This window comes from Streptomyces sp. NPDC002536 (genome assembly GCF_053594995.1).
In genome coordinates this window covers 1-19443 of sequence record NZ_JBSFWU010000124.1, presented here as the reverse complement: position 1 = coordinate 19443, position 19443 = coordinate 1, and the positions used below count along the sequence as shown (strand labels likewise).

15 protein-coding genes are annotated in these 19443 nt (G+C 72.2%); 3 read left to right on the top strand and 12 right to left on the bottom strand.

Going from position 1 to position 19443, the window contains the following annotated elements:
• The 3 genes from ACWD4B_RS31060 to ACWD4B_RS31050 form a co-directional block, all read right to left on the bottom strand.
• On the bottom strand, positions 1–208 hold a 208-nt coding region (locus ACWD4B_RS31060; protein ID WP_451423887.1), incomplete at its 3' end, for a ferredoxin.
• A gap of 23 nt (positions 209–231) precedes the next feature.
• Positions 232–1464 (bottom strand): cytochrome P450, encoded by a 1233-nt coding sequence (locus ACWD4B_RS31055; protein WP_451423886.1) that lies wholly within the window; start codon positions 1462–1464, stop codon positions 232–234.
• A gap of 100 nt (positions 1465–1564) precedes the next feature.
• A complete protein-coding gene (locus tag ACWD4B_RS31050) occupies positions 1565–2185 on the bottom strand; it encodes a TetR/AcrR family transcriptional regulator (protein WP_451423885.1) in 621 nt (206 codons plus the stop codon).
• 109 nt (positions 2186–2294) lie between these two features.
• Here ACWD4B_RS31050 and ACWD4B_RS31045 point away from each other — a divergent pair, with 109 nt between their 5' ends.
• Entirely contained in the window at positions 2295–3860 is a 1566-nt protein-coding gene (locus ACWD4B_RS31045; RefSeq protein WP_451423884.1) for an MFS transporter, read from the top strand.
• Here ACWD4B_RS31045 and ACWD4B_RS31040 read toward each other — a convergent pair.
• The 7 genes from ACWD4B_RS31040 to ACWD4B_RS31010 all read right to left on the bottom strand — a co-directional run bounded on the left by ACWD4B_RS31040 (position 3757) and on the right by ACWD4B_RS31010 (position 14757).
• The gene (locus ACWD4B_RS31040) at positions 3757–4797 is read right to left on the bottom strand and encodes a TetR/AcrR family transcriptional regulator C-terminal domain-containing protein (protein ID WP_451423883.1); all 1041 of its coding nucleotides are present in this window, start codon (positions 4795–4797) and stop codon (positions 3757–3759) included. The genes ACWD4B_RS31045 and ACWD4B_RS31040 overlap by 104 nt on opposite strands.
• A gap of 174 nt (positions 4798–4971) precedes the next feature.
• Positions 4972–6576: a phosphoglycerate dehydrogenase gene (gene serA / locus ACWD4B_RS31035; protein WP_451423882.1), complete on the bottom strand. Its 1605-nt coding sequence runs from the start codon at positions 6574–6576 to the stop codon at positions 4972–4974.
• Between the two features lie 222 nt (positions 6577–6798).
• Complete coding sequence (ilvC, locus tag ACWD4B_RS31030; protein WP_451423881.1) at positions 6799–7800, bottom strand: ketol-acid reductoisomerase; 1002 nt, start codon at positions 7798–7800, stop codon at positions 6799–6801.
• A 153-nt stretch (positions 7801–7953) separates the two neighbouring features.
• The gene (gene ilvN, locus ACWD4B_RS31025; RefSeq protein ID WP_451423880.1) at positions 7954–8478 is read right to left on the bottom strand and encodes an acetolactate synthase small subunit; all 525 of its coding nucleotides are present in this window, start codon (positions 8476–8478) and stop codon (positions 7954–7956) included.
• 23 nt (positions 8479–8501) lie between these two features.
• Positions 8502–10337 (bottom strand): acetolactate synthase large subunit, encoded by a 1836-nt coding sequence (locus ACWD4B_RS31020; protein WP_451423879.1) that lies wholly within the window; start codon positions 10335–10337, stop codon positions 8502–8504.
• 256 nt (positions 10338–10593) lie between these two features.
• Complete coding sequence (locus ACWD4B_RS31015) at positions 10594–13479, bottom strand: putative bifunctional diguanylate cyclase/phosphodiesterase (RefSeq protein WP_451423878.1); 2886 nt, start codon at positions 13477–13479, stop codon at positions 10594–10596.
• Between the two features lie 303 nt (positions 13480–13782).
• Positions 13783–14757, bottom strand: a complete 975-nt coding sequence (locus ACWD4B_RS31010; RefSeq protein WP_451423877.1) for a 2-hydroxyacid dehydrogenase — start codon at positions 14755–14757, stop codon at positions 13783–13785.
• 74 nt (positions 14758–14831) lie between these two features.
• On the opposite strand from ACWD4B_RS31010, the gene ACWD4B_RS31005 reads away from it, so the two are divergent.
• Entirely contained in the window at positions 14832–15845 is a 1014-nt protein-coding gene (locus tag ACWD4B_RS31005; protein ID WP_451423876.1) for an aldo/keto reductase, read from the top strand.
• 46 nt (positions 15846–15891) lie between these two features.
• Complete coding sequence (locus ACWD4B_RS31000; protein ID WP_451423875.1) at positions 15892–16080, top strand: DUF6191 domain-containing protein; 189 nt, start codon at positions 15892–15894, stop codon at positions 16078–16080.
• Here the strand turns inward: ACWD4B_RS31000 and ACWD4B_RS30995 are convergent.
• Both ACWD4B_RS30995 and ACWD4B_RS30990 read right to left on the bottom strand, forming a co-directional pair.
• Entirely contained in the window at positions 16046–19051 is a 3006-nt protein-coding gene (locus ACWD4B_RS30995) for a helix-turn-helix transcriptional regulator (RefSeq protein WP_451423874.1), read from the bottom strand. The genes ACWD4B_RS31000 and ACWD4B_RS30995 overlap by 35 nt on opposite strands.
• 17 nt (positions 19052–19068) lie before the next feature.
• On the bottom strand, positions 19069–19212 hold the full coding sequence (locus ACWD4B_RS30990) for a hypothetical protein (RefSeq protein ID WP_451423873.1): 144 nt from the start codon (positions 19210–19212) through the stop codon (positions 19069–19071).
• Between the last annotated feature and the right edge of the window lie 231 nt (positions 19213–19443).

The window sequence follows — 19443 nt, the reverse complement described above, 5'->3', positions numbered from 1 at the left end:
GGTGGGTGAGGTCGGTGGCGCGGAAGGCGTCGTCGAGGTCCGCGGGGATGCGGGAGGTGTCCCCGACCACCAGACCGGGCAGGAGCGCCCGCGCGGGGCGGACCGTGCCGTACCCGTCGTCGTCCTGGTCGAAGACTGCCGGCGCAGTCAGGGTGCACTGCCCCGAACCGATGCACACACCGGAGTCGATCGTGATGCGCACGCTCATGGTGGTGAAGCTCCGTTCTCCGGTCACCACGTGACCGGCAAGGCGACAAGTCCCTGCAGCGAACCGGCCGGCTTGAGGACCAACTCGTCGGCCGCGACGGCCGTTCGCAGCGAGGGTATGCGGGCGAACAACGTGGTGAGGGCGATCTCCAGTTCCGCCCGCGCCAGGTTCTGGCCGAGGCACTGGTGCACCCCGAAGCCGAAGGCGATGTGGTGGCGCGCCGAGCGCCGCACGTCGAGGGCGTCCGGCCGTTCGTAGGCCACGGAGTCGCGGTTGACCACCGAGGCGAGGAGGACGACGCCGTCCCCGGCCCGTATGGTGTGCCCGCCGATCTCGGCGTCCTCGACGGCGACCCGGACCAGGCCGTCGGCTATGGAGAGGTACCGCAGCAACTCCTCGACCGCGCCGGGCATCAGCCCGGGATCGGCCCGCAACGCGGCCAGCTGGTCGGGGTGTTCGAGGAGCGTGTAGGCCCCGAGGGCGATCATGTTGGCGGTGGTCTCGTGACCCGCGACGAGCAACAGCAGCGACATCATGACCAGTTCGTCGCGGTCGATCCGCCCGTCGGCGTACTGCTCGGCGACGAGCCCGTCGAGCAGCCCGTCGCCGGGCGCCGACCGCTTGGCGTCGATCAGGCCGCCCAGGTACTCCTGGAGGTCGATCCGCGGTGCCCGCGCCTCCTCCGCGCTCTGCGCGAGGAGCAGTCGCCGCGACCTGCTCTCGAAGAACTCGTGGTCGGCGTACGGCACTCCGAGCAGCGAGCAGATGACCATGGACGGCAGGGGCAGGGCGTACGCGGAGACGAGCTCGGCGCCGGGGCCGGCGGCGAGCATCGCGTCGAGGAGGCCGTCGACGACCTGCTGGATCTGCGGCCGCAGCGCGTTGATCCGCTTGAGGCCGAACGCGGAGATGAACATGCGCCGCTGACGGGCGTGCAGCGGATCGTCGACGCCGAGCATCGGCACCGCCGGCAACTCCCGCTGCTCCTCGAAGCGCGGCATGACCGTCGGGAACGCGGGATGCGTCCGGTCGGAGGAGAAGCGGGGGTCGGTGAGCACAGCGCGGGCCTCGGCGTGTCCGGTCACGGCCCAGATCTCGCGGCCGTCGTAGAGCGTCACGCGGCTCACGGGGCCGTACTCCGCCGGCTTCGGGTAGGCGGCGGGCGGCTGGTAGGGACAGCCGCGGCCCTGCGGGAACATGGGCGCGAAGGGTGCGGAGGGTGCGATGACGGGGGTGGTGGTGCCGGTCTCGTTCATGAGCAGCTCCCGGGTCGGGACTGATGTCCTCAGGCAACCATGAGAACCGGGTCACCCGCCAGGTGTCCAGTACGCCCGGTAAGCGCACCGCGGCGCAACTCTATTTGTCCGAAACTGCTCCTGCCGGGGAGTCCGCCGGATCGAGCACCCGCCCTTCGAGGACGCGGCGCATGCCCTCGACGATGTCCCGCCCCTTCGGCACGGCGGCCGGGTCGATGAGCCACTGCACCCACAGGCCGATGAACAGGGCGTGGTAGAGCGAGCCCACCGTGCGCGTCGCCTCGGCGCCGACCTCGGTGTCGTCGACGCCCTCGAAGATGGCGACCATCCCCTCCCGGCCACTGGGCAGGACCTCGGCGAAGGTCTTCTTGAGCTCGGGGTGCTGCTCCAGCTGCCCGACGACCTCCATCTGCACCTGCCAGAACTGGCGGTTGACCGCGAACCCCTCGATCACCGCGTCCCAGGTCGCGGCGTTGCGCTCGTCCGCCGAGGCGCCGGAGCGGACGACGCCCTGCAGGCCGCGCCCGACGCTCTCGCCCCACTCCTCGGTCATCTTCATGAAGGCCGCCAGCATCAGCGCGTCCTTGGACCCGTAGTGGTAGCCGATGGAGGCGAGGTTGGCCCCGGAGGCGGCCACGATGTCGCGCGCGGTCGTGCGCACCCAGCCCTTGTCGAGCAGGCAGCGCTTGGCGCCTTCCAGCAGATCTTCGCGATGTCCCATGCGGACACCCTAGCCCGGCGCCATACACCCGTCCCATACGCCTGTCCCATACGCACGTCCCATACACTCGTCATAGACAAGCGTTTAAGACATCCGTATATTCCTCGGCATGACGAACCCCAGCGCACGCGCCGGGCGCCGGGAGTGGACGGCGTTCGCCGTGCTCCTGCTGCCCCTCCTCCTGGTCTCGATGGACGTCTCCGTCCTCTTCTTCGCGATGCCCGCCATCACCGGGCAGCTGGCCCCCACCAGCACCCAGCAGCTCTGGATCTTCGACAGTTACGCCTTCGCCCTCGCCGGCCTCCTGATCACCATGGGTTCGCTGGGCGACCGGATCGGCCGCCGCAAACTGCTGCTGTTCGGGGCCGCGGCCTTCGGCGCCGCGTCGGTCGCCGCCGCGTACGCACGGACCCCCGAGATGCTCATCGCGGCCCGGGCCGTGCTCGGCATCGGCGGGGCCACCCTGATGCCCAGCACCATGGGGCTGGTGCGCAACCTGTTCCGGGACGAGGCGGAGCGCACCAAGGCGATCGGCATCTGGTCCGGCGCCATGGCCGGCGGCATCGCGCTCGGCTCGGTGCTGGGCGGCGTGCTGCTGAAGTACTTCTGGTGGGGCTCGGCGTTCCTGATCAACGTGCCCGCGATGCTGCTGCTCCTGGCGCTCGCGCCGTTCCTGGTGCCGGAGTCCCGCGACCCGCGGCCGAGCCGGTTCGACCCGCTGAGCGCGGTGCTCTCGATGGGCGCGGTACTGCCCGTGATCTACGGCATCAAGCGGATCGCGGCCGACGGGCCCACGCCCGCCATGTCCCTGTGCATCGCGGCCGGGCTCTGCGTCGGCGCCCTCTTCGTGCACCGGCAGCGCAGCAACCCGGACGCCATGATCAGCCGGGAGCTCTTCCGGCACCGGGTCTTCGGCGCGGGCATCGGCATCAACACCCTCGCCGCCGTCGGCATGATGGGCTCGTCCTACTTCACCACCCAGTACCTGCAGGCCGTGCTGGGCAAGAGCCCGCTGGACGCCGCACTGTGGGGAGTGATCCCCTCGGTGGCGGTCGGCATCGCCGCGCCCGTGGCGGCCGGGGCGGGGCAGCGGACGGACAAGTCCCGTGTCATCGCGACCGGGTTCGGCATCGCCGCCCTCGGCTACGCCCTGCTCGTCCTGTGCGGCCCGCACTCCCTCGCGCTGACGCTGGTCGCCGCGGCCGTCATCGCCTGCGGGATCGTCGCCGTCATGGCGGTGGTCTCCGACATGGCCCTCGCCTCCGCGCCGGTGGAGAAGGCGGGTTCGGCCGCGGCCCTCCTGGAGACGGGACAGGAGTTCGGCGGTGCACTGGGCATGGCGGTCTTCGGCAGCATCGGCCTGGCGGTCTACCGCCGCGACGCCGACGCCGGACTGCCGGGCGGACTCCCCCACAGTGCCCACGAAACCCTCGGCGGTGCGGTGGCCGTGGCGCACCGGCTCCCCGGCCGGGCGGGCGGAGCGGTCCTCGCGACGGCGCGCGACGCCTTCGTCCACGGCATGCACGTCGCCGCCGTCGGCGGCATCGCGGTGCTGCTCCTCGGCGCGGTCGTCACACTCGTCGCACTGCGCCGCCGCGCGACGGTCGCCGTCCTCCCGGAACTCCCGGAACTCCCGGAACTCCCGGACCGGGACGCCGTTGCGACGCCGCGATGAACGGCTCCAGGCCGTCGAGCAGCCGGGCCAGTCCGAACTCGAACATCGAGTCCAGCGAGAACTCCTCGTCGGCCTCCCTGAACATCCGCTCGTAGACGGGGAAGTCGCCGGCGGCGAGGATCCGCTCCATGTCCGCGGTGCGGGTCTCGATCCACTCGTCGTGCGTCATCCCGGTGTCCTGCTCGGCGTCCGCCTCGTCCTCCAGGTTGACCGCGACGCCCCGCACGTAGCCGGCCACGGTGACCACGATGTGCAGCAACGCACCCGGGGCGAGGCCGAGTTCGTGGACCGGGCGCATCGCCCAGTCCATCTGCGCCATCGCGTTCGGCGACATCAGCGGGCGGGTGAAGGACATGGCCTTCGCCAGCCACGGGTGCCGGCGGTAGAGCGCCCACTGCGAGCGCGCGGACGCCTCCAGCCGGCCCCGCCAGTCCGTCGCGGCGCACACCGGGAGCCGCACGTCGCCGAAGACGGCGTCGGCCATCAGCTCGACGAGCTCGTCCTTGCCGGGCACGTGACGGTACAACGCCATGGTGGAGACGCCGAGTTCGGCGGCGATGGTGCGCATGGAGACGGCCGCGGAGCCGTCGGTGTCGGCGATGGAGACCGCGGTCCGCACGATGCGCTCCCGGGTGAGCGCCCCGCCGCCCGCCGCCCGGGACCTGCCCCGCCGGGCGCTCCGGCCGACGGCCCCGGACCGGACGTCCGGGGCGTCCACGACCGTGCCCACACCGGGCACGGCCCGGACGAGCCCCTCCTGCCGCAGCACGGCGAGGACCTTGGTGGCGGTGGCCATCGCCACCCCCCACTCCTGGGTGATCTGCCGCGTGGACGGCACCTTCTCCCCCGCGCGCAGCTCGCCGGAGGATATCCGCGCGCGGATCTCGGCGGCGATCCGGAGATAGGGCGGATCGGCGGACTGTCCTAGTGCACCCATGCGCAGCAGGGTACGCGCCCCGTCAGGGGCGCGGGGAACTGCGCGATCAGCCACGATGCGCCCGCAGTCGAGGTTCCCGGGGCTGCGCCCCGGACCCCTGGGGTGGTGCGTCGGCTGCGGACCGGCTGTGGCTGATCGCGCAGTTCCCCGCGCCCCTTCGGGGCGCGAAGCGCCCTAGTCGGTCAGGTCGACGGCGCGAGCCGAAACGGCGCCGATCTCCTCGGCGATATCCGCCAAAACAGCAGCCGGAATCGACTCGTCGACCGTAAGGGCGACCAACGCCTCGCCCCCCTCCGCCGCGCGAGCGACCTGCATTCCGGCGATGTTGATGCCCGCCTCGCCCAGCACCCGGCCCACGGTGCCGACGACGCCGGGACGGTCCTCGTAGCGCAGGAACGCCATGTGGTCGGTCATCGCCAGGTCCACGTCGTGCTCGCCGACGGCGACGATCTTCTGCAGGTGCTTGGGGCCGGAGAGCGTGCCGGAGATGGAGACCTCGCCGCCGCCGGACAGCGTGCCGCGCACGGTCACCACGTTGCGGTGGTCCGCCGACTCCGAGGCCGTCGTCAGCCGCACCTCGACACCGCGCTCCTGCGCGAACAGCGGCGCGTTGACGTACGACACGGTCTCGTCGACGATGTCCTCGAACACGCCCTTGAGCGCGGAGAGTTCGAGCACCTTCACGTCGTGCTGCGTGATCTCGCCGTACACCTCGACGTCGAGCCGGACCGCGACCTCGCCGGCCAGCGCCGTGAAGATACGGCCCAGCTTCTCCGCGAGCGGCAGCCCGGGCTTGACGTCCTCGGCGATGACGCCGCCCTGGACGTTGACCGCGTCCGGCACCAACTCGCCCGCCAGGGCCAGCCGTACGGACTTGGCGACGGCGATGCCCGCCTTCTCCTGGGCCTCGCCCGTGGAGGCGCCGAGGTGCGGGGTGGCGACCACGCTGTCGAACTCGAAGAGCGGGGAGTCCGTGCACGGCTCGACGGCGTACACGTCCAGGCCCGCACCCGCGACGCGGCCCTCCTTCAGCGCCGCCGCCAGCGCCGTCTCGTCGACGATGCCGCCGCGCGCGGCGTTGACGATCCGCACCGAGGGCTTGACCTTGCGCAGCGCCTCGTCGCCGATGAGCCCGATCGTCTCGGGCGTCTTGGGCAGGTGCACGGTGATGAAGTCGGCGGCCTCCAGCAGCTCGTCCAGCGAGACGAGCTTGACGCCCATCTGCGCGGCGCGCGCGGGCTGGACGTAGGGGTCGTACGCGACGATCTTCATGCCGAAGGCGGACATGCGCTGGGCCACCAGCACGCCGATGCGGCCCAGGCCCACGACGCCCAGGACCTTCTCGGAGAGCTCGACGCCCGTGTACTTCGACCGCTTCCACTCCCCGTTCTTCAGCGCGGAGTTGGCCTGCGGGATGTTGCGGGCGGTGGCGATCAGCAGACCGCAGGCCAGCTCGGCGGCGGTCACGATGTTGGAGGTCGGGGCGTTGACGACCATCACGCCGGCCTTGGTGGCGGCGGAGACGTCCACGTTGTCGAGGCCGACGCCGGCGCGGGCGACGACGCGCAGCTTCTTCGCGGCCGCGACGGCCTCCGCGTCGATCCGCGTCGCGGAGCGCACCAGGACGGCGTCCACATCGGCGATGGCGGGCAGGAGTTCGGCGCGGTCGGCACCGTTGCAGTGCCGGATGTCGAAGTCGGGGCCCAGGGCCTCGACGGTGGCGGGCGACAGCTCTTCGGCGATCAGCACGACGGGCTTGCGTGGCGAAGCAGGGCTCACGGGTCTCAGTCCTCACTGGTCCTTCGTCGGCGGGCCGTGTCCCGACGGTCCCGCAGACGGCGGTGAAGAAGGGGGCAGCCGCGTGGAAGACGCACGACGCTGTGAGCCTGACGCGTTGTGCTCCGCAGTGTATCGGGGTTGTCCCCGGGCCCGGCGCCGTTGCGGAAACGTCACCCCCGGGGGGCCGGGCGGGCGCGGAGCGGCCCGCCCGGCCGGCGGGGCTCACTCCTGGTCGTCGACCCAGCTCATGAGCTTGCGCAGCTTCTTGCCGGTGGTCTCCAGCAGGTGGTCCTGGTCGGCCTTCTTGTACTCGTTGTACTTGGGCAGGCCGGACTCGTACTCCTTCATCCAGTTGGCGGCGAAGGTGCCGTCCTGGATCTCGCCGAGGACCTTCTTCATCTCGGCCTTGGTGGCGTCGGTGACGATGCGCGGGCCGGTGACGTAGTCGCCCCACTCGGCCGTCTCGGAGACGGACCAGCGCATCTTCTCCAGGCCGCCCTCGTACATCAGGTCCACGATGAGCTTGAGCTCGTGCAGGCACTCGAAGTAGGCGATCTCCGGCTGGTAGCCGGCCTCGACGAGGGTCTCGAACCCGGCCTTGACGAGCGCCGAGGCGCCGCCGCACAGCACGGCCTGCTCGCCGAAGAGGTCGGTCTCGGTCTCCTCGGTGAAGGTGGTCTTGATGACGCCGGCCCGGGTGCCGCCGATGGCCTTGGCGTAGGAGAGGGCGAGCTTGAAGGCGTTGCCCGAGGCGTCCTGCTCGACGGCCGCGATGCACGGCACGCCGCGGCCCTCCTCGTACTGACGGCGCACCAGGTGGCCCGGGCCCTTGGGGGCGACCATGCAGACGTCGACGCCGGCCGGGGGCTTGATGAAGCCGAAGCGGATGTTGAAGCCGTGGCCGAAGAACAGGGCGTCGCCGTCCTTCAGGTGGTCCTTGACGGACTCCTCGTAGACCTTGGCCTGGATCGGGTCCGGGACCAGGATCATGATGACGTCGGCCTCGGCGGCGGCCTCGGCGGGGGTGACCACGCGCAGGCCCTGCTCCTCGGCCTTCACCTTGGACTTCGAGCCCTCGTGCAGGCCCACGCGGACGTCGACGCCCGAGTCGCGCAGGGACAGCGCGTGGGCGTGCCCCTGGCTGCCGTAGCCGAGAACCGCGACCTTGCGGCCCTGGATGATGGACAGATCGGCGTCGTTGTCGTAGAAGAGCTCGGCAGCCACGTGAGGTTTCTCCTTGTTCGCGGGTGTTGCGTCCCACCGTAGCGACGGAACGAGTATTGAGGGGCAGGGGGTACGCGCCCCGTAAGGGGCGCGGGGAACTGCGCGATCAGCCACGGACGACCCGCAGCCGAAGCACCGAACCCCAGTGGAACGTCAGGCGCTGCGGTCGAGCGCACGCAGGCTGCGGTCCGTGATGGACCGGGCGCCGCGCCCGATGGCGATGGTGCCGGACTGCACCAGCTCCTTGATGCCGTACGGCTCCAGCATCTTGAGCATCGCGCCGAGCTTCTCGCCGCCTCCGGTGGCCTCGATGGTGACGGCCTCCGGGGAGACGTCGACGGTCTTGGCGCGGAAGAGCTGGACGATCTCGGTGATCTGGGAGCGGGTCTCGTTGTCGGCGCGGACCTTCACCAGGACGAGTTCGCGCTGGACGGCCTGGCTGTCCTCCAGCTCGACGATCTTGAGCACGTTGACGAGCTTGTTGAGCTGCTTGGTGACCTGTTCCAGCGGCAGCGACTCGACGTTGACGACGATCGTGATGCGGGAGATGTCGGGGTGCTCGGTGACGCCGACGGCCAGCGAGTCGATGTTGAAGCCGCGCCGGGAGAACAGGGCGGCGATCCGGGCCAGGATGCCGGGGGTGTTCTCCACGAGGACGGAGAGCGTGTGCTTGGTCATGGGGTCGGTCTCCTCGCCTGTTCTCAGTCGTCCTCGGTGTCGCCGAAGTCCGGGCGGACGCCCCGGGCGGCGAGGATCTCGTCGTTGGAGGTGCCGGCGGCGACCATCGGCCAGACCATGGCGTCCTGGTGGACGATGAAGTCCACCACGACCGGGCGGTCGTTGATGGCGTTGGCCTCCTGGATGACCTTGTCCAGCTCGGCCGGGTCCTCGCAGCGCAGCCCCACGCAGCCCATCGCCTCGGCGAGCTTGACGAAGTCGGGGACGCGGGTGCCCGGCGCGGCCTCCGTGCCCAGCACGGTGTTGGAGTAGCGCTGGTTGTAGAACAGGGTCTGCCACTGCCGGACCATGCCCAGGGCGCCGTTGTTGATGATGGCGACCTTGACGGGGATGTTGTTGAGCGCGCAGGTGACCAGTTCCTGATTGGTCATCTGGAAGCAGCCGTCGCCGTCGATGGCCCAGACCGTGCGGTCCGGCATGCCGGCCTTGGCGCCCATCGCGGCGGGCACCGCGTAGCCCATGGTTCCGGCGCCGCCGGAGTTGAGCCAGGTCGCGGGCTGCTCGTAGTGGATGAAGTGGGCGGCCCACATCTGGTGCTGGCCGACGCCCGCGGCGTAGATGGTGTCCTTCGGGGCGAGTTCGCCGATGCGCTGGATGACCTGCTGCGGGGCGAGGGTGCCGTCGTCGGGCTGGTCGTAGCCGAGCGGGTACGTCTCGCGCCAGCGGTTCAGGTCCTCCCACCAGCCGGCGTGGTCGCCGCGGTGGCCCTCGGCGTGCTCGTGCTGGACGGCGACGATCAGGTCGGCCAGGACCTCGCGGGCGTCGCCGACGATGGGGACGTCGGCTGCGCGGTTCTTGCCGATCTCGGCGGGGTCGATGTCCGCGTGGACGATCTTGGCGTTCGGGGCGAAGGAGTCCAGCTTGCCGGTGACGCGGTCGTCGAAGCGGGCGCCGAGGGCGATGATCAGGTCGGACTTCTGCAGGGCGGTGACGGCGGCGACGGAGCCGTGCATGCCGGGCATGCCCAGGTGCTGGGGGTGGCTGTCGGGGAAGGCGCCCAGCGCCATCAGCGTGGTGGTGACGGGCGCGCCGGTCAGCTCGGCGAAGACCTTGAGCTCGGCGGTGGCCCGGGCCTTGAGGACGCCGCCGCCGACGTAGAGCACGGGGCGCCGGGCCTGGGTGATCAGCTTGGCCGCCTCGCGGATCTGCTTGGAGTGCGGCTTGGTGACCGGGCGGTAGCCGGGCAGGTCGGTGTGGGGCGGCCAGACGAAGGTGGTCCGGGCCTGGAGGGCGTCCTTGGCGATGTCGACGAGCACCGGTCCGGGACGTCCGGTGGAGGCGACGTGGAAGGCCTCGGCGATCGTCCGGGGGATCTCCGCCGGGTCCGTCACCAGCCAGTTGTGCTTGGTGATCGGCATGGTGATGCCGCAGATGTCGGCTTCCTGGAAGGCGTCCGTGCCGATCGCCTTGGAGGCGACCTGGCCGGTGATGGCGACCAGCGGGACGGAGTCCATGTGGGCGTCCGCGATCGGCGTGACCAGGTTGGTGGCGCCCGGGCCGGAGGTGGCCATGCACACCCCGACCCTGCCCGTGGCCTGCGCGTACCCGGTGGCGGCGTGGCCGGCGCCCTGCTCGTGGCGGACGAGGATGTGGCGGACCTTCGAGGAGTCCATCATCGGGTCGTAGGCGGGGAGGATGGCACCGCCCGGGATGCCGAACACGGTGTCGCACCCGACCTCCTCCAGCGCTCGGATGAGGGACTGCGCGCCCGTGACGTGCTCGACGGTGGCGGGCTGCTGCGCTCCGCCGTTACGGGCCCGCGGCTGCGGATGATGGGCCCCGGTGGCCTGCTCGGTCATCGACATTCTCTTCTCGAAGGATTCGACGGTTCGACGGTTGAGACGGATGGGATCGGCTGGGTCGGTGGAGGTGGCCGGGCCTTCGCCCGAACGCCCCCGGTGCAACAAAAAACCCCTCGTGCCGTAGGGCAAGCGAGGGGAGCGCGTCGGTGCGGTCAGCAGGACCTGAACGGGGCCTGCTTCAGCCGACGCGCTTTCCAAGTACGAGAATTCGGGTGCGCATGTCACTGACCCTCCCTCCGCTCCCCGCGGGGTGTCAAGTGGGTGGGACAGGCGTCTCATTATGTGAACGGAGCGGCGCGTGGGCCAGAGCGCCCGCACTGCCCACCGCACCCGAACGAACGGGCAGTGCGCCGCCCACCAGCAGCTCGTCCGGGCCGTCGGCAGAATCACCCGGAAGGGGGTACCCGCCGCGGTCCAGGGCCTGTCGCAGCCGGTGTTCGTCCAGGGCGCCGGCGAAGGCCTGGCCCTGGCCGTGGGTGCAGCCCATGGCGCGCAGGGCGCGGGCCTGCTCGGCGTCGTCCACGCCGTCGGCCACGGACTGCAGGCCGAGGTCGCCGGCGATCCGCAGCAGCCCTGCCGTGATCTTGTGCAGCCGGGCGGAATCGGCCACGCCGTCGACGAGCTCGCGGTCCAGCCGGAGCACGTCGACGGGCAGCCGCCGCAGGGCGCTCATGGCGGCGTAGCCGCTGCCGAAGCCGTCGAGCGCGATGCGGACGCCGAAGCGCCGCAGCCCCTCCAGCCGCCGTTCCAGCTCCTCGAGCGGCACCCGCGGGTCGCTGCAGGTGAGCTCCAGGACCAGGGCACCGGAGGGCAGGTCGTGGCGCAGGATGAGCTCCTCGACGTGCTTCTGCGGCAGCGCCCGGTCGAGCAGCCGGGCGGCGGACACGCGCACGTGGACGGGCACGGTGTGGCCCGCGCGGCGGCGGTGTGCGGCCTGCTCGACGGCCTTCTCCAGCGTCCAGCGGCCGAGTTCGGCCAGGGCTCCGCCGTCGCCGGGCCGGGCGTCGCCGCGCCCCGCCTCGCCGGCCCGCAGGAATTCGTCGGGGGTGAAGAGGATGCCCTGGGCCGAGCGCCAGCGGGGCTGGGCGGAGACGGCGGTGAGGCGGCCGGTGTCCAGCTCGACGACGGGCTGGTGCAGCAGGGCGAACTGGCCGTCGTGCAGGGCGGTGCGCAGCCGGGTGGCCTGTTCGGCGCGGCGCACCACCTCGGCCTGCATCTGCGGGGCGTAGAGCTCGACGCGCCCCTTGCCCGCCTGCTTGGCGCGGTACATGGCGAGGTCGGCGTTGCGCATGAGGGTGCCGGGGGTGATGCCCGGATCGGCGAAGGCGACGCCGATGCTGGCGTTGACGCGGACCTCGGTGCCGCCCTCGACCAGGTACGGCTGGGAGAGGGTGGCCCGCAGGCGGTCGGCGATCTCCAGGATGCGGTACTCGCGGGCGGCGGGGTCGCGGGTGCCGTCGCCGATGATGAGCGCGGCGAACTCGTCGCCCCCGAAGCGGGCGGTGCTGTCGCCGGCCCGCACCGAGTCCTGCAGCCGGCGGGCGGCCTGGACGAGCAGTTCGTCGCCGGCCTGGTGGCCGACGGAGTCGTTGACGGCCTTGAAGCCGTCCAGGTCGATGAAGAGCACGGCGGTGCCCGCGTCGGTCACTCTCCGGCCGGCCAGCGCCTGCTGCACGCGGCGGGTGAACAGGGCGCGGTTGGGCAGGTCGGTGAGCGGGTCGTGCTCGGCGGTGTGCTGCAACTGGGCCTGGAGCCGGACGCGTTCGGTGACGTCACGGCTGTTGAAGATGAGGCCGCCGTGGTGGCGGTTGACGGTGGACTCCACGTTGAGCCAGTCGCCATTGCCGGAGCGGAAGCGGCACTCGATGCGGGTGGTGGGCTCGTCGGCGGGGGGTGCGGCGAGGAAGCGGCGCACCTCGTGGACGACGCGGCCCAGGTCCTCCGGGTGGATCAGGGAGGCCAGTTCGGAGCCGATGAGCTCCTCGGCCTCGCGCCCGTAGACGCCGGCGGCGGCGGGGCTGACGTAACGCAGTATCCCGGTGGGCGCGGCGATCATGATGACGTCGCTGGAGCCCTGCACCAGGGAGCGGAAGTGGTTCTCCTTCTGCGCCAGTTCCTGGGTGAGCGAGATGTTGTCCAGCAGCATGATGCCCTGGCGCACGACGAGCGCCAGGACGACCGTGCAGCCGGTGAACAGCACGACGCGGTCGACGTGATGGCCGTCGAGCACGTTGTACAAAATGCCCAGGGTGCAGACGGCGGCCGCGAGGTACGGGGTGAGGGCGGCCAGCGAGCCGGCGATGGGCCGGCCGGAGTGCGGCACGGGACGGCTGCCGTCCTCGCCCTCCTCGCGGGCCACCCAGGGCGCGTAGGCCATGAGCATGTAGCCCGCGAACCAGCCCGCGTCCAGGATCTGGCCCGAGCGGTAGTGCTCGCGCAGCAGCGGCGAGGTGAACAGGGCGTCGCACAGGACCGTCAGTGCGAGGGCCGCGATCGCGGTGTTGATCGCGGAGCGGTTGGCGGACGAGCGCTTGAAGTGCAGCGCCAGCACCATCGACACCAGCACGATGTCCAGCAGCGGGTACGCCAGCGAGAGCGCGGCCTGCGCGACCGTCTCGCCGGCGAAGTGCGCGGTGTGCGCGAGGGCCAGGCTCCAGGACAGGGTCAGCAGCGAACCGCCGATGAGCCAGGAGTCGAGACCGAGACAGACCCAGCCGGCCCGGGTGACCGGACGGCGGGCGAGCACGAGCAGGCCGATGATGGCGGGCGGCGCGAAGAGCAGGAAGCAGAAGTCGGCCGGGGACGGGCTCGGCACGTGCCGCCCGAGGACGACCTCGTACCAGCCCCAGAAGAAGTTGCCGAAGCCGGCCATCGCGGAGGAGGCGGCGAACAGCAGCCAGGCGGGCCGGAACCGGCTGCTGTGGGTGCGCCCGTACCAGAAGCAGGAGGCGGCGGCGAGGCCCGCCGCGCCACTGAGCCCGAAGTCGCCCATGGTCAGGGCCAGCTCGGCCGATCCCCAGCCGAAGGCCGCGCCCGTGGCGTAGCCGCCGCAGACGAGGGCGAGGAGGAGCTGGGGGACCACCCCCGAGCCGGAGGCGGGCATCGTCCGCCGCGGCAGGGCCGCTCCGGAGGCGCTCACCGCGCCGCCTCCCCGGCCGGGGTCCCGGCGGGGACCGGGGGCGGGAGGAAGGGGTCCGAGGTCACCGGACAGTGGATGCGCGGTCCGTGCCCTTGCCGCGTCGGGTTGATCGTCCTTTGGCCGTGCATCGCCCGTCGCCCCCCTCGAGTTCCGGTACATCGCTGCGCCGTACGCTGCGCGGCGCAGCCCCCGGACCGGACGATACACCAGACTCGTCACTCAGGGACATAGCTCATATACATAGCGTAACTGGCTACGGGATTACGGATACACAGTGCAGTCAAATCGTGCCTCTACGTGGCATCAGTCCGCAGCGACTACGACATTCCGTAGAGGCTCGTCCAGTACAAATCTGGCCAGTTGATCGCGCAAGAGGGCCTTGGCACGTGAGAAATAGGCCGAACTCGGGCCACCCACATGGGGGGTGACGAGAACGCCGGGTGCACTCCACAGCGGGTGCCCCGGAGGCAGCGGCTCGGGGTCGGTGACGTCGAGCGCGGCCCGCAGCCGGCCGCTCTCCAGCTCGGCGAGCAGCGCCTCGGTGCGCACGACGGCGCCGCGGGCGACGTTCACCAGGAGGGCGCCGTCCTTCATCCGCGCGAGGAACCCGGCGTCGACGAGACCACGGGTCTCCTCGGTGAGCGGTGTTGCAAGGATCACCACATCCGCCTCGGGAAGCAGACCGGGCAAGGCGGAGACCGGATGCACCCGCCCGCGCTCGGTGGTCCGCGCAGAGCGCGCGACACGTGCCACCCGCGCGCACTCGAAGGGTGCGAGCCGGTCCTCGATGGCACTGCCGATCGAGCCGTACCCCACGATGAGGACGGACCGGTCCGCGAGCGACGCGCGGAACCCCTGCCGCCACTCCCCCGCGTCCTGGGCCCGGACGAACCCGGGGATGTCGCGCAGCGCGGCGAGCGTGAGGGTCAGGGCCAGCTCCGCGGTGCTCGCGTCGTGCAATCCTCGGGCGTTGCACAGCTTCGCCCCGGAGGGCAGCGAGGGCACGGCGGGCAGCAGGTGCTCGACGCCGGCCGTGAGCGCCTGCACCACCTTGACGTTCGGCATCAGGGACAGCGGGCGGGTGCAGGCCTCGGGGCCCTTCATGTAGGGCGAGGCGTAGAAGACGACGCGGGCCGGGTCGGTGGGGAAGTCGGGCTCGCCGTTCCAGTAGGCGTACTCCAGGCCGCCCGGGAGGTCCTCGATCTCCTCGGGCCGGATGGGCAGCCAGGCCAGGGGGCGGGCCGCGCGGGTCGTGGTACCGCTGTGATCTGCGCTCATGCCTGGAGGCTATGCGAAGGAGCGGTACCGGCAGAGGTTAGTTTGGGGGCGAGGAACGGGAGGGGATACGGGCGGTGGAGCGCAGGAGAATCGGTGCGACGGCACTCGAAGCGGGCGCCGTCGGACTCGGGTGCATGCCCATGCACTGGGCGTACACCGCCTCCCAGCGGAGCAGCGAGGGTTCACTGCGGACGATCCATGCGGCACTCGATGCCGGAACGTCCCTGCTGGACACGGCCGACATGTACGGGCCGTTCACCAACGAGCTGCTGCTGGGACGGGTGTTGCGGGAGCGACGCTCCGAGGCCTTCGTGGCGACCAAGTGCGGGCTGCTGGTGGGTGATCAGCACATCGTCGCCAACGGCCGGCCCGGCTATGTGAAGCGCGCGTGCGACGCCTCGCTGCGCCGGCTGCAGACCGATGTGATCGATCTCTACCAGCTGCACCGGCCCGACCCCGAGGTGCCGGTCGAGGAGACCTGGGGGGCGATGGCCGACCTGGTCTCCGCGGGCAAGGTGCGCGCCCTGGGCTGGTCCGCGGTCGGGGCACGCGCCCAGCGCCGCAAGGGGCTGCGGTCCGGCGCACCCCCGGCGGGGATGTACGACGCGACGATCCGCCAGCTCGACCGCATCCAACAGGTCTTCCCCGTCAGCAGTGTTCAGGCCGAGCTGTCGGTGTGGTCGCGGGAGGCGCTGGACCGGCTGATGCCGTGGTGCTCCTCGCGCGGCGTGGGGCTGCTGGCCGCGATGCCGCTGGGCAACGGCTTCCTGAGCGGCACCCTCACCCCCGGCCAGGGCTTCGAGCCGGAGGACGTCCGGGCGCGGCACCCGCGCTTCACCGCGGAGATGATGGCCGCCAACCAGCCGGTCGTGGCCGGGCTGCGGCGCGTGGCCCGGCGCCACGACGCCTCCGCGGCACAGGTCGCCCTGGCCTGGGTGCTGGCCCAGGGCCGGCACGTCATACCGGTGCCGGGCACCAAGAAGGCCGCGTGGGCGGTGCAGAACGCGGGCGCCGCCGAACTGCGCCTGACGGACCAGGACTTCGCGGAGATAGCCGCGCTGCCGAAGGCCATGGGGTCGTGGGACTGAGCGGGTGTTTACCGAGCGGGTGTTTCACTGGAGGGAGCCACAATGAATGGGGGCTCCCGTGTTCAACGTGTTCGAAGAGATCTTCGCGCCGGGGCGCAAGCACACCGAAGAGGAGCACAACCGGCTCGAACTGACGCGTGAGGACGTGGGCGACGGGGATCCCGCCCGGGGGCCGGTCGACCTGGACTCGGGGCACGTCGTCATACGGCCTCGGCAGGCGGGACCGGCGAGCTGAACAGCCGCAGCCGGTGCGCCGTCGCGGCGGCCTCGCCGCGGCCCGAGACGCCCAGCTTGGCAAGGATGTTGGAGACGTGCACGCTCACCGTCTTCGGCGAGATGAACAGCTCCTCGGCTATCCGCCCGTTGCTGTGCCCCAGCGCCACCAGGCGCAGGACGTCGCGCTCGCGCGGGGTGAGGCCGAGGCCGTCGCCTGCCTGCCGCTTCCCGCCCAGGGGCAGCCGGGCCCGCCGCGCCAGCAGTTCGACGGCCTCGCGCAGCGGCCGGGCGCCCAGCTGCACGGCGGTGGCGTGGGCCGCGGCCAGTGGTTCGGCGGCTCCCCCTCCGCCTGCGCCCAGCAGGGAGGCGGCCCAGCGGTACCGGGCGCGGGCGAGCTCGTAGGGCCGGTCGAGCTGCTCGAAGGCGGCCACCGCGGCGGCCCAGGCCTCCGGGTCGTCCCGCCCCTCCGCGCGCAGGAGTTCGGCCTCCAGGAAGAGCCCGTGGGCCTGCCACACCGGTATGAACCGCGGCAGGCGCTTGGCGGCGGCCCGGATACCGTCGAGGACCGCGGCCCGGCCCTGCTCGGCCCCCGGCAGTCCATGCGCGTCCGCCTCGGCCGTGGCCGCTGCGATCAGCAGGGGCCAGGCGTAGCGCTGGGCGGCGGCCGGCAGGCCCGGGCGCAGGGTCTCGTCGAGCGCGGCGCGGGCGTCGGCCAACCGGCCGCGGGCGGCGGCCAGTTCCAGGGTGCAGTGGCCGAAGGGGATCTCGTACTGCGGCTGCGGGTCGTGCGTGCCGTAGTGCGCGCGGGCCGCGGCCAGTTCACGCTCGGCCGTGTCCCACTCGCCGCGCGCGAGAGCCAGCATCACGAAGCGCTTGGCCACCGCGCCCCGGGGCATGCGGGTCTGCGCCAGGCGCAGCGCCTCGCAGGCCGCCGCCTCCGCCTCCGGCCAACGGCCCAGCGAATACAGGGAACAGGCCCTGTTGCCGTGGACCCAGGCCGTCGAATCGCGCAGGCCGAACCGGTGCAGCACCTCGACGCCCTCGTCCGCGACGGCGACGGCCTCCGCGGAACGGCCCACGCCCTCCAGGGCCGAGGAGAGGTTGGTGTAGCAGCGCCCCAGGACCTGGACCTCCCCGAGCTCGACGGCCCGGGCGCAGACGGCGCGCATCTCGGCCAGGCCGCCCTCGACGTCCCCCGAGTCGATCCGGTGCCCGCCCAGGGTGAGCCGGGCGTTGAGGCCCGTGCCCTCGGCCCCGACGAGCCGCGCCAGCTCGACCGCCTGCTCGGCGGTGGCGTAACTCTCCGGGCCCGGGGTGTGGACCGCGCTCCAGGCGGCGGCCTGCGCCACCACTTCGGCGTGCACCGGGGACGGCGGCAGGCCCCGGACCAGCTCCTGCGCCCGGACGAGCGCCGCCCTGCCGTCGCCGCGCGCCAGGCCCTCCGCCGCCTTGCCCCGGTGGGTCCAGAACCAGGCCGCGCGCAGCGGGTCCTTGGTCTCGTCCAGCATGCGCAGCGCCTTCCTTGCCACGGCCAGCGAGCGCTCGCGCTCCCCCGACATGTGTGCGGCGACCACGATCTCCGCCAGCAGGTCGAGCCGGCGCAGCGCCTCGTCGTCACAGCCGCACGCGGGATAGACGTCCGCGTGGTCGAACGGCCGCTGCGCCTCGCGGACCTCCTTCGGGACGTCCTCCCACAGTTCCAGCGCGCGCTCCAGCAGGCGCAGTTGCTCGGTGTAGGCGTAGCGCCTGCGGGCGTGCACGGCGGCGGCGAGCACGGCGGGCAGCGCCTTGGCCGGATCGTGCGCGTGGTACCAGTGGCTGGCGAGCCGGGCCGGGAGCTCGTCGGCCCGGACGAGGCCCGGGTTCTCCTCCAGGGCGTGCGCATAGCGCCTGTTGAGGCGGGAGCGCTCGCCGGGCAGCAGGTCGTCGACGACGGCCTCGCGCACCAGGGCGTGCCGGAAGCGGTAGCCGTCGCCGTCCGGGGTGGGCCGCAGGATGCCGGCGCCCACGGCCGCGCGCAGCGCCTCGATCAGCTCGTCCTCGCCGAGGCCCGCGACCGCGTGCAGCAGCTCGAACTCGACGGCGGAGCCGCCCGCGGCGGCGATGCGGGCCACGCGCTGGGCGTCCTCGGGGAGCGCCTCGACACGGACCAGCAGCAGATCGCGCAGGGAGGTGCTGAGCCCGCCCGGGCAGCCGTCGGCCAGTGAGGCCGCGATCTCCTCGACGAAGAAGGCGTTGCCGTCGGAGCGTGCGAAGACCCGGTCCAGCACGTCCCGTTCGGGCTGGCTGCCGCCTGCGATGCCTGCCAGCTGGGCACGCACCTCGGCACGGGTGAAACGGCCGAGTTCGATCCGGTGCAGGGAGCGCATCCGGTCGAGCTCGGCGAGGAAGGGGCGCAGCGGATGGCGCCGGTGGATGTCGTCGGAGCGGTAGGTGGTGACGATGAGCAGGCGTGCGCTGTGCAGCGAGCGGAAGAGGTAGCCGAGGAGCTCACGCGTGGAGCGGTCGGCCCAGTGCAGGTCCTCCACGGCGAGGACGAGCGTGCGGTCGGCGGTGAGGCGTTCCAGCAGCCGGGCGGTGAGCTCGAAGAGCCGGGCGCGGCCGTCCTCGTCGTGCGACTCGCGGGCGGTCTCGCCCAGTTCGGGCAGGAGACGGGCGAGCTCGCCCTCGTGCCCGGCGGCGGCCCGGGCCAGGGCCTCGCCGACCTGGCGGTGCAGGGCGCGCAGGGCGGTGGCCAGGGGCGCGAACGGCAGGCCGTCCTCGCCGATCTCGACGCATCCGCCGGTCGCGGTGACGGCCCCGGCGGCCGCGGCGCCGGCCAGGAACTCCTCGACGAGGCGCGTCTTGCCGACGCCCGCCTCGCCGCCGACGAGCACGGCCTGGGGCTCGCCGGCGGCTGCGCGCTCCAGCGCGTCGGCGAGCGTGTCGAGTTCGTCGGAACGGCCGACGAACACGGGGCTGACGGAGGTCTTCTGCACGTCGCCGAGCATGGCACACGGCGCCGACATCAGGCGGCGAGGGCGAAGCGGGGACGCCGCCGGGGGCGGCGGGTCCTGCGGGTTGCGCGGGCCTCGCGGGCGAGGCGGGCCTCGGCGGCCTTGCGGATCAGCTCGGCGGCGCGGATCTGGTGGAGCTCGTAGTGGACGAACACGGGTTTCCCCCTTCGGGATTCGGCTTCGTCGAGAAGCCTCGTCCCTAAGGAGGGGGCGGGGGCATTGGGCAGGTGCCTTATCTGCAGGTGGCGGGGCCTTAGCGCCCGTCAGGGGCGCGGGGAACTGCGCGACCAGCCCCCACCGGCCCGCAGCCGACGCACCACCCCCAGGGGTCCGGGGCGAAGCCCCGCGAAGGCCACGTTGATCTCTAACAGGCCGATGTCGTCGAT

Coding starts and splice junctions, on each gene's coding strand:
- ACWD4B_RS31020 (WP_451423879.1), bottom strand. CDS start 10,337: ATGACCGAGCAGGCCACCGGGGCCCATCATCCGCAGCCGCGGGCCCGT.
- ACWD4B_RS31050 (WP_451423885.1), bottom strand. CDS start 2,185: ATGGGACATCGCGAAGATCTGCTGGAAGGCGCCAAGCGCTGCCTGCTC.
- ACWD4B_RS30995 (WP_451423874.1), bottom strand. CDS start 19,051: ATGCTCGGCGACGTGCAGAAGACCTCCGTCAGCCCCGTGTTCGTCGGC.
- ACWD4B_RS31000 (WP_451423875.1), top strand. CDS start 15,892: ATGGGGGCTCCCGTGTTCAACGTGTTCGAAGAGATCTTCGCGCCGGGG.
- ACWD4B_RS31010 (WP_451423877.1), bottom strand. CDS start 14,757: ATGAGCGCAGATCACAGCGGTACCACGACCCGCGCGGCCCGCCCCCTG.
- ilvN (WP_451423880.1), bottom strand. CDS start 8,478: ATGACCAAGCACACGCTCTCCGTCCTCGTGGAGAACACCCCCGGCATC.
- ACWD4B_RS31040 (WP_451423883.1), bottom strand. CDS start 4,797: ATGGGTGCACTAGGACAGTCCGCCGATCCGCCCTATCTCCGGATCGCC.
- ACWD4B_RS31045 (WP_451423884.1), top strand. CDS start 2,295: ATGACGAACCCCAGCGCACGCGCCGGGCGCCGGGAGTGGACGGCGTTC.
- ACWD4B_RS31055 (WP_451423886.1), bottom strand. CDS start 1,464: ATGAACGAGACCGGCACCACCACCCCCGTCATCGCACCCTCCGCACCC.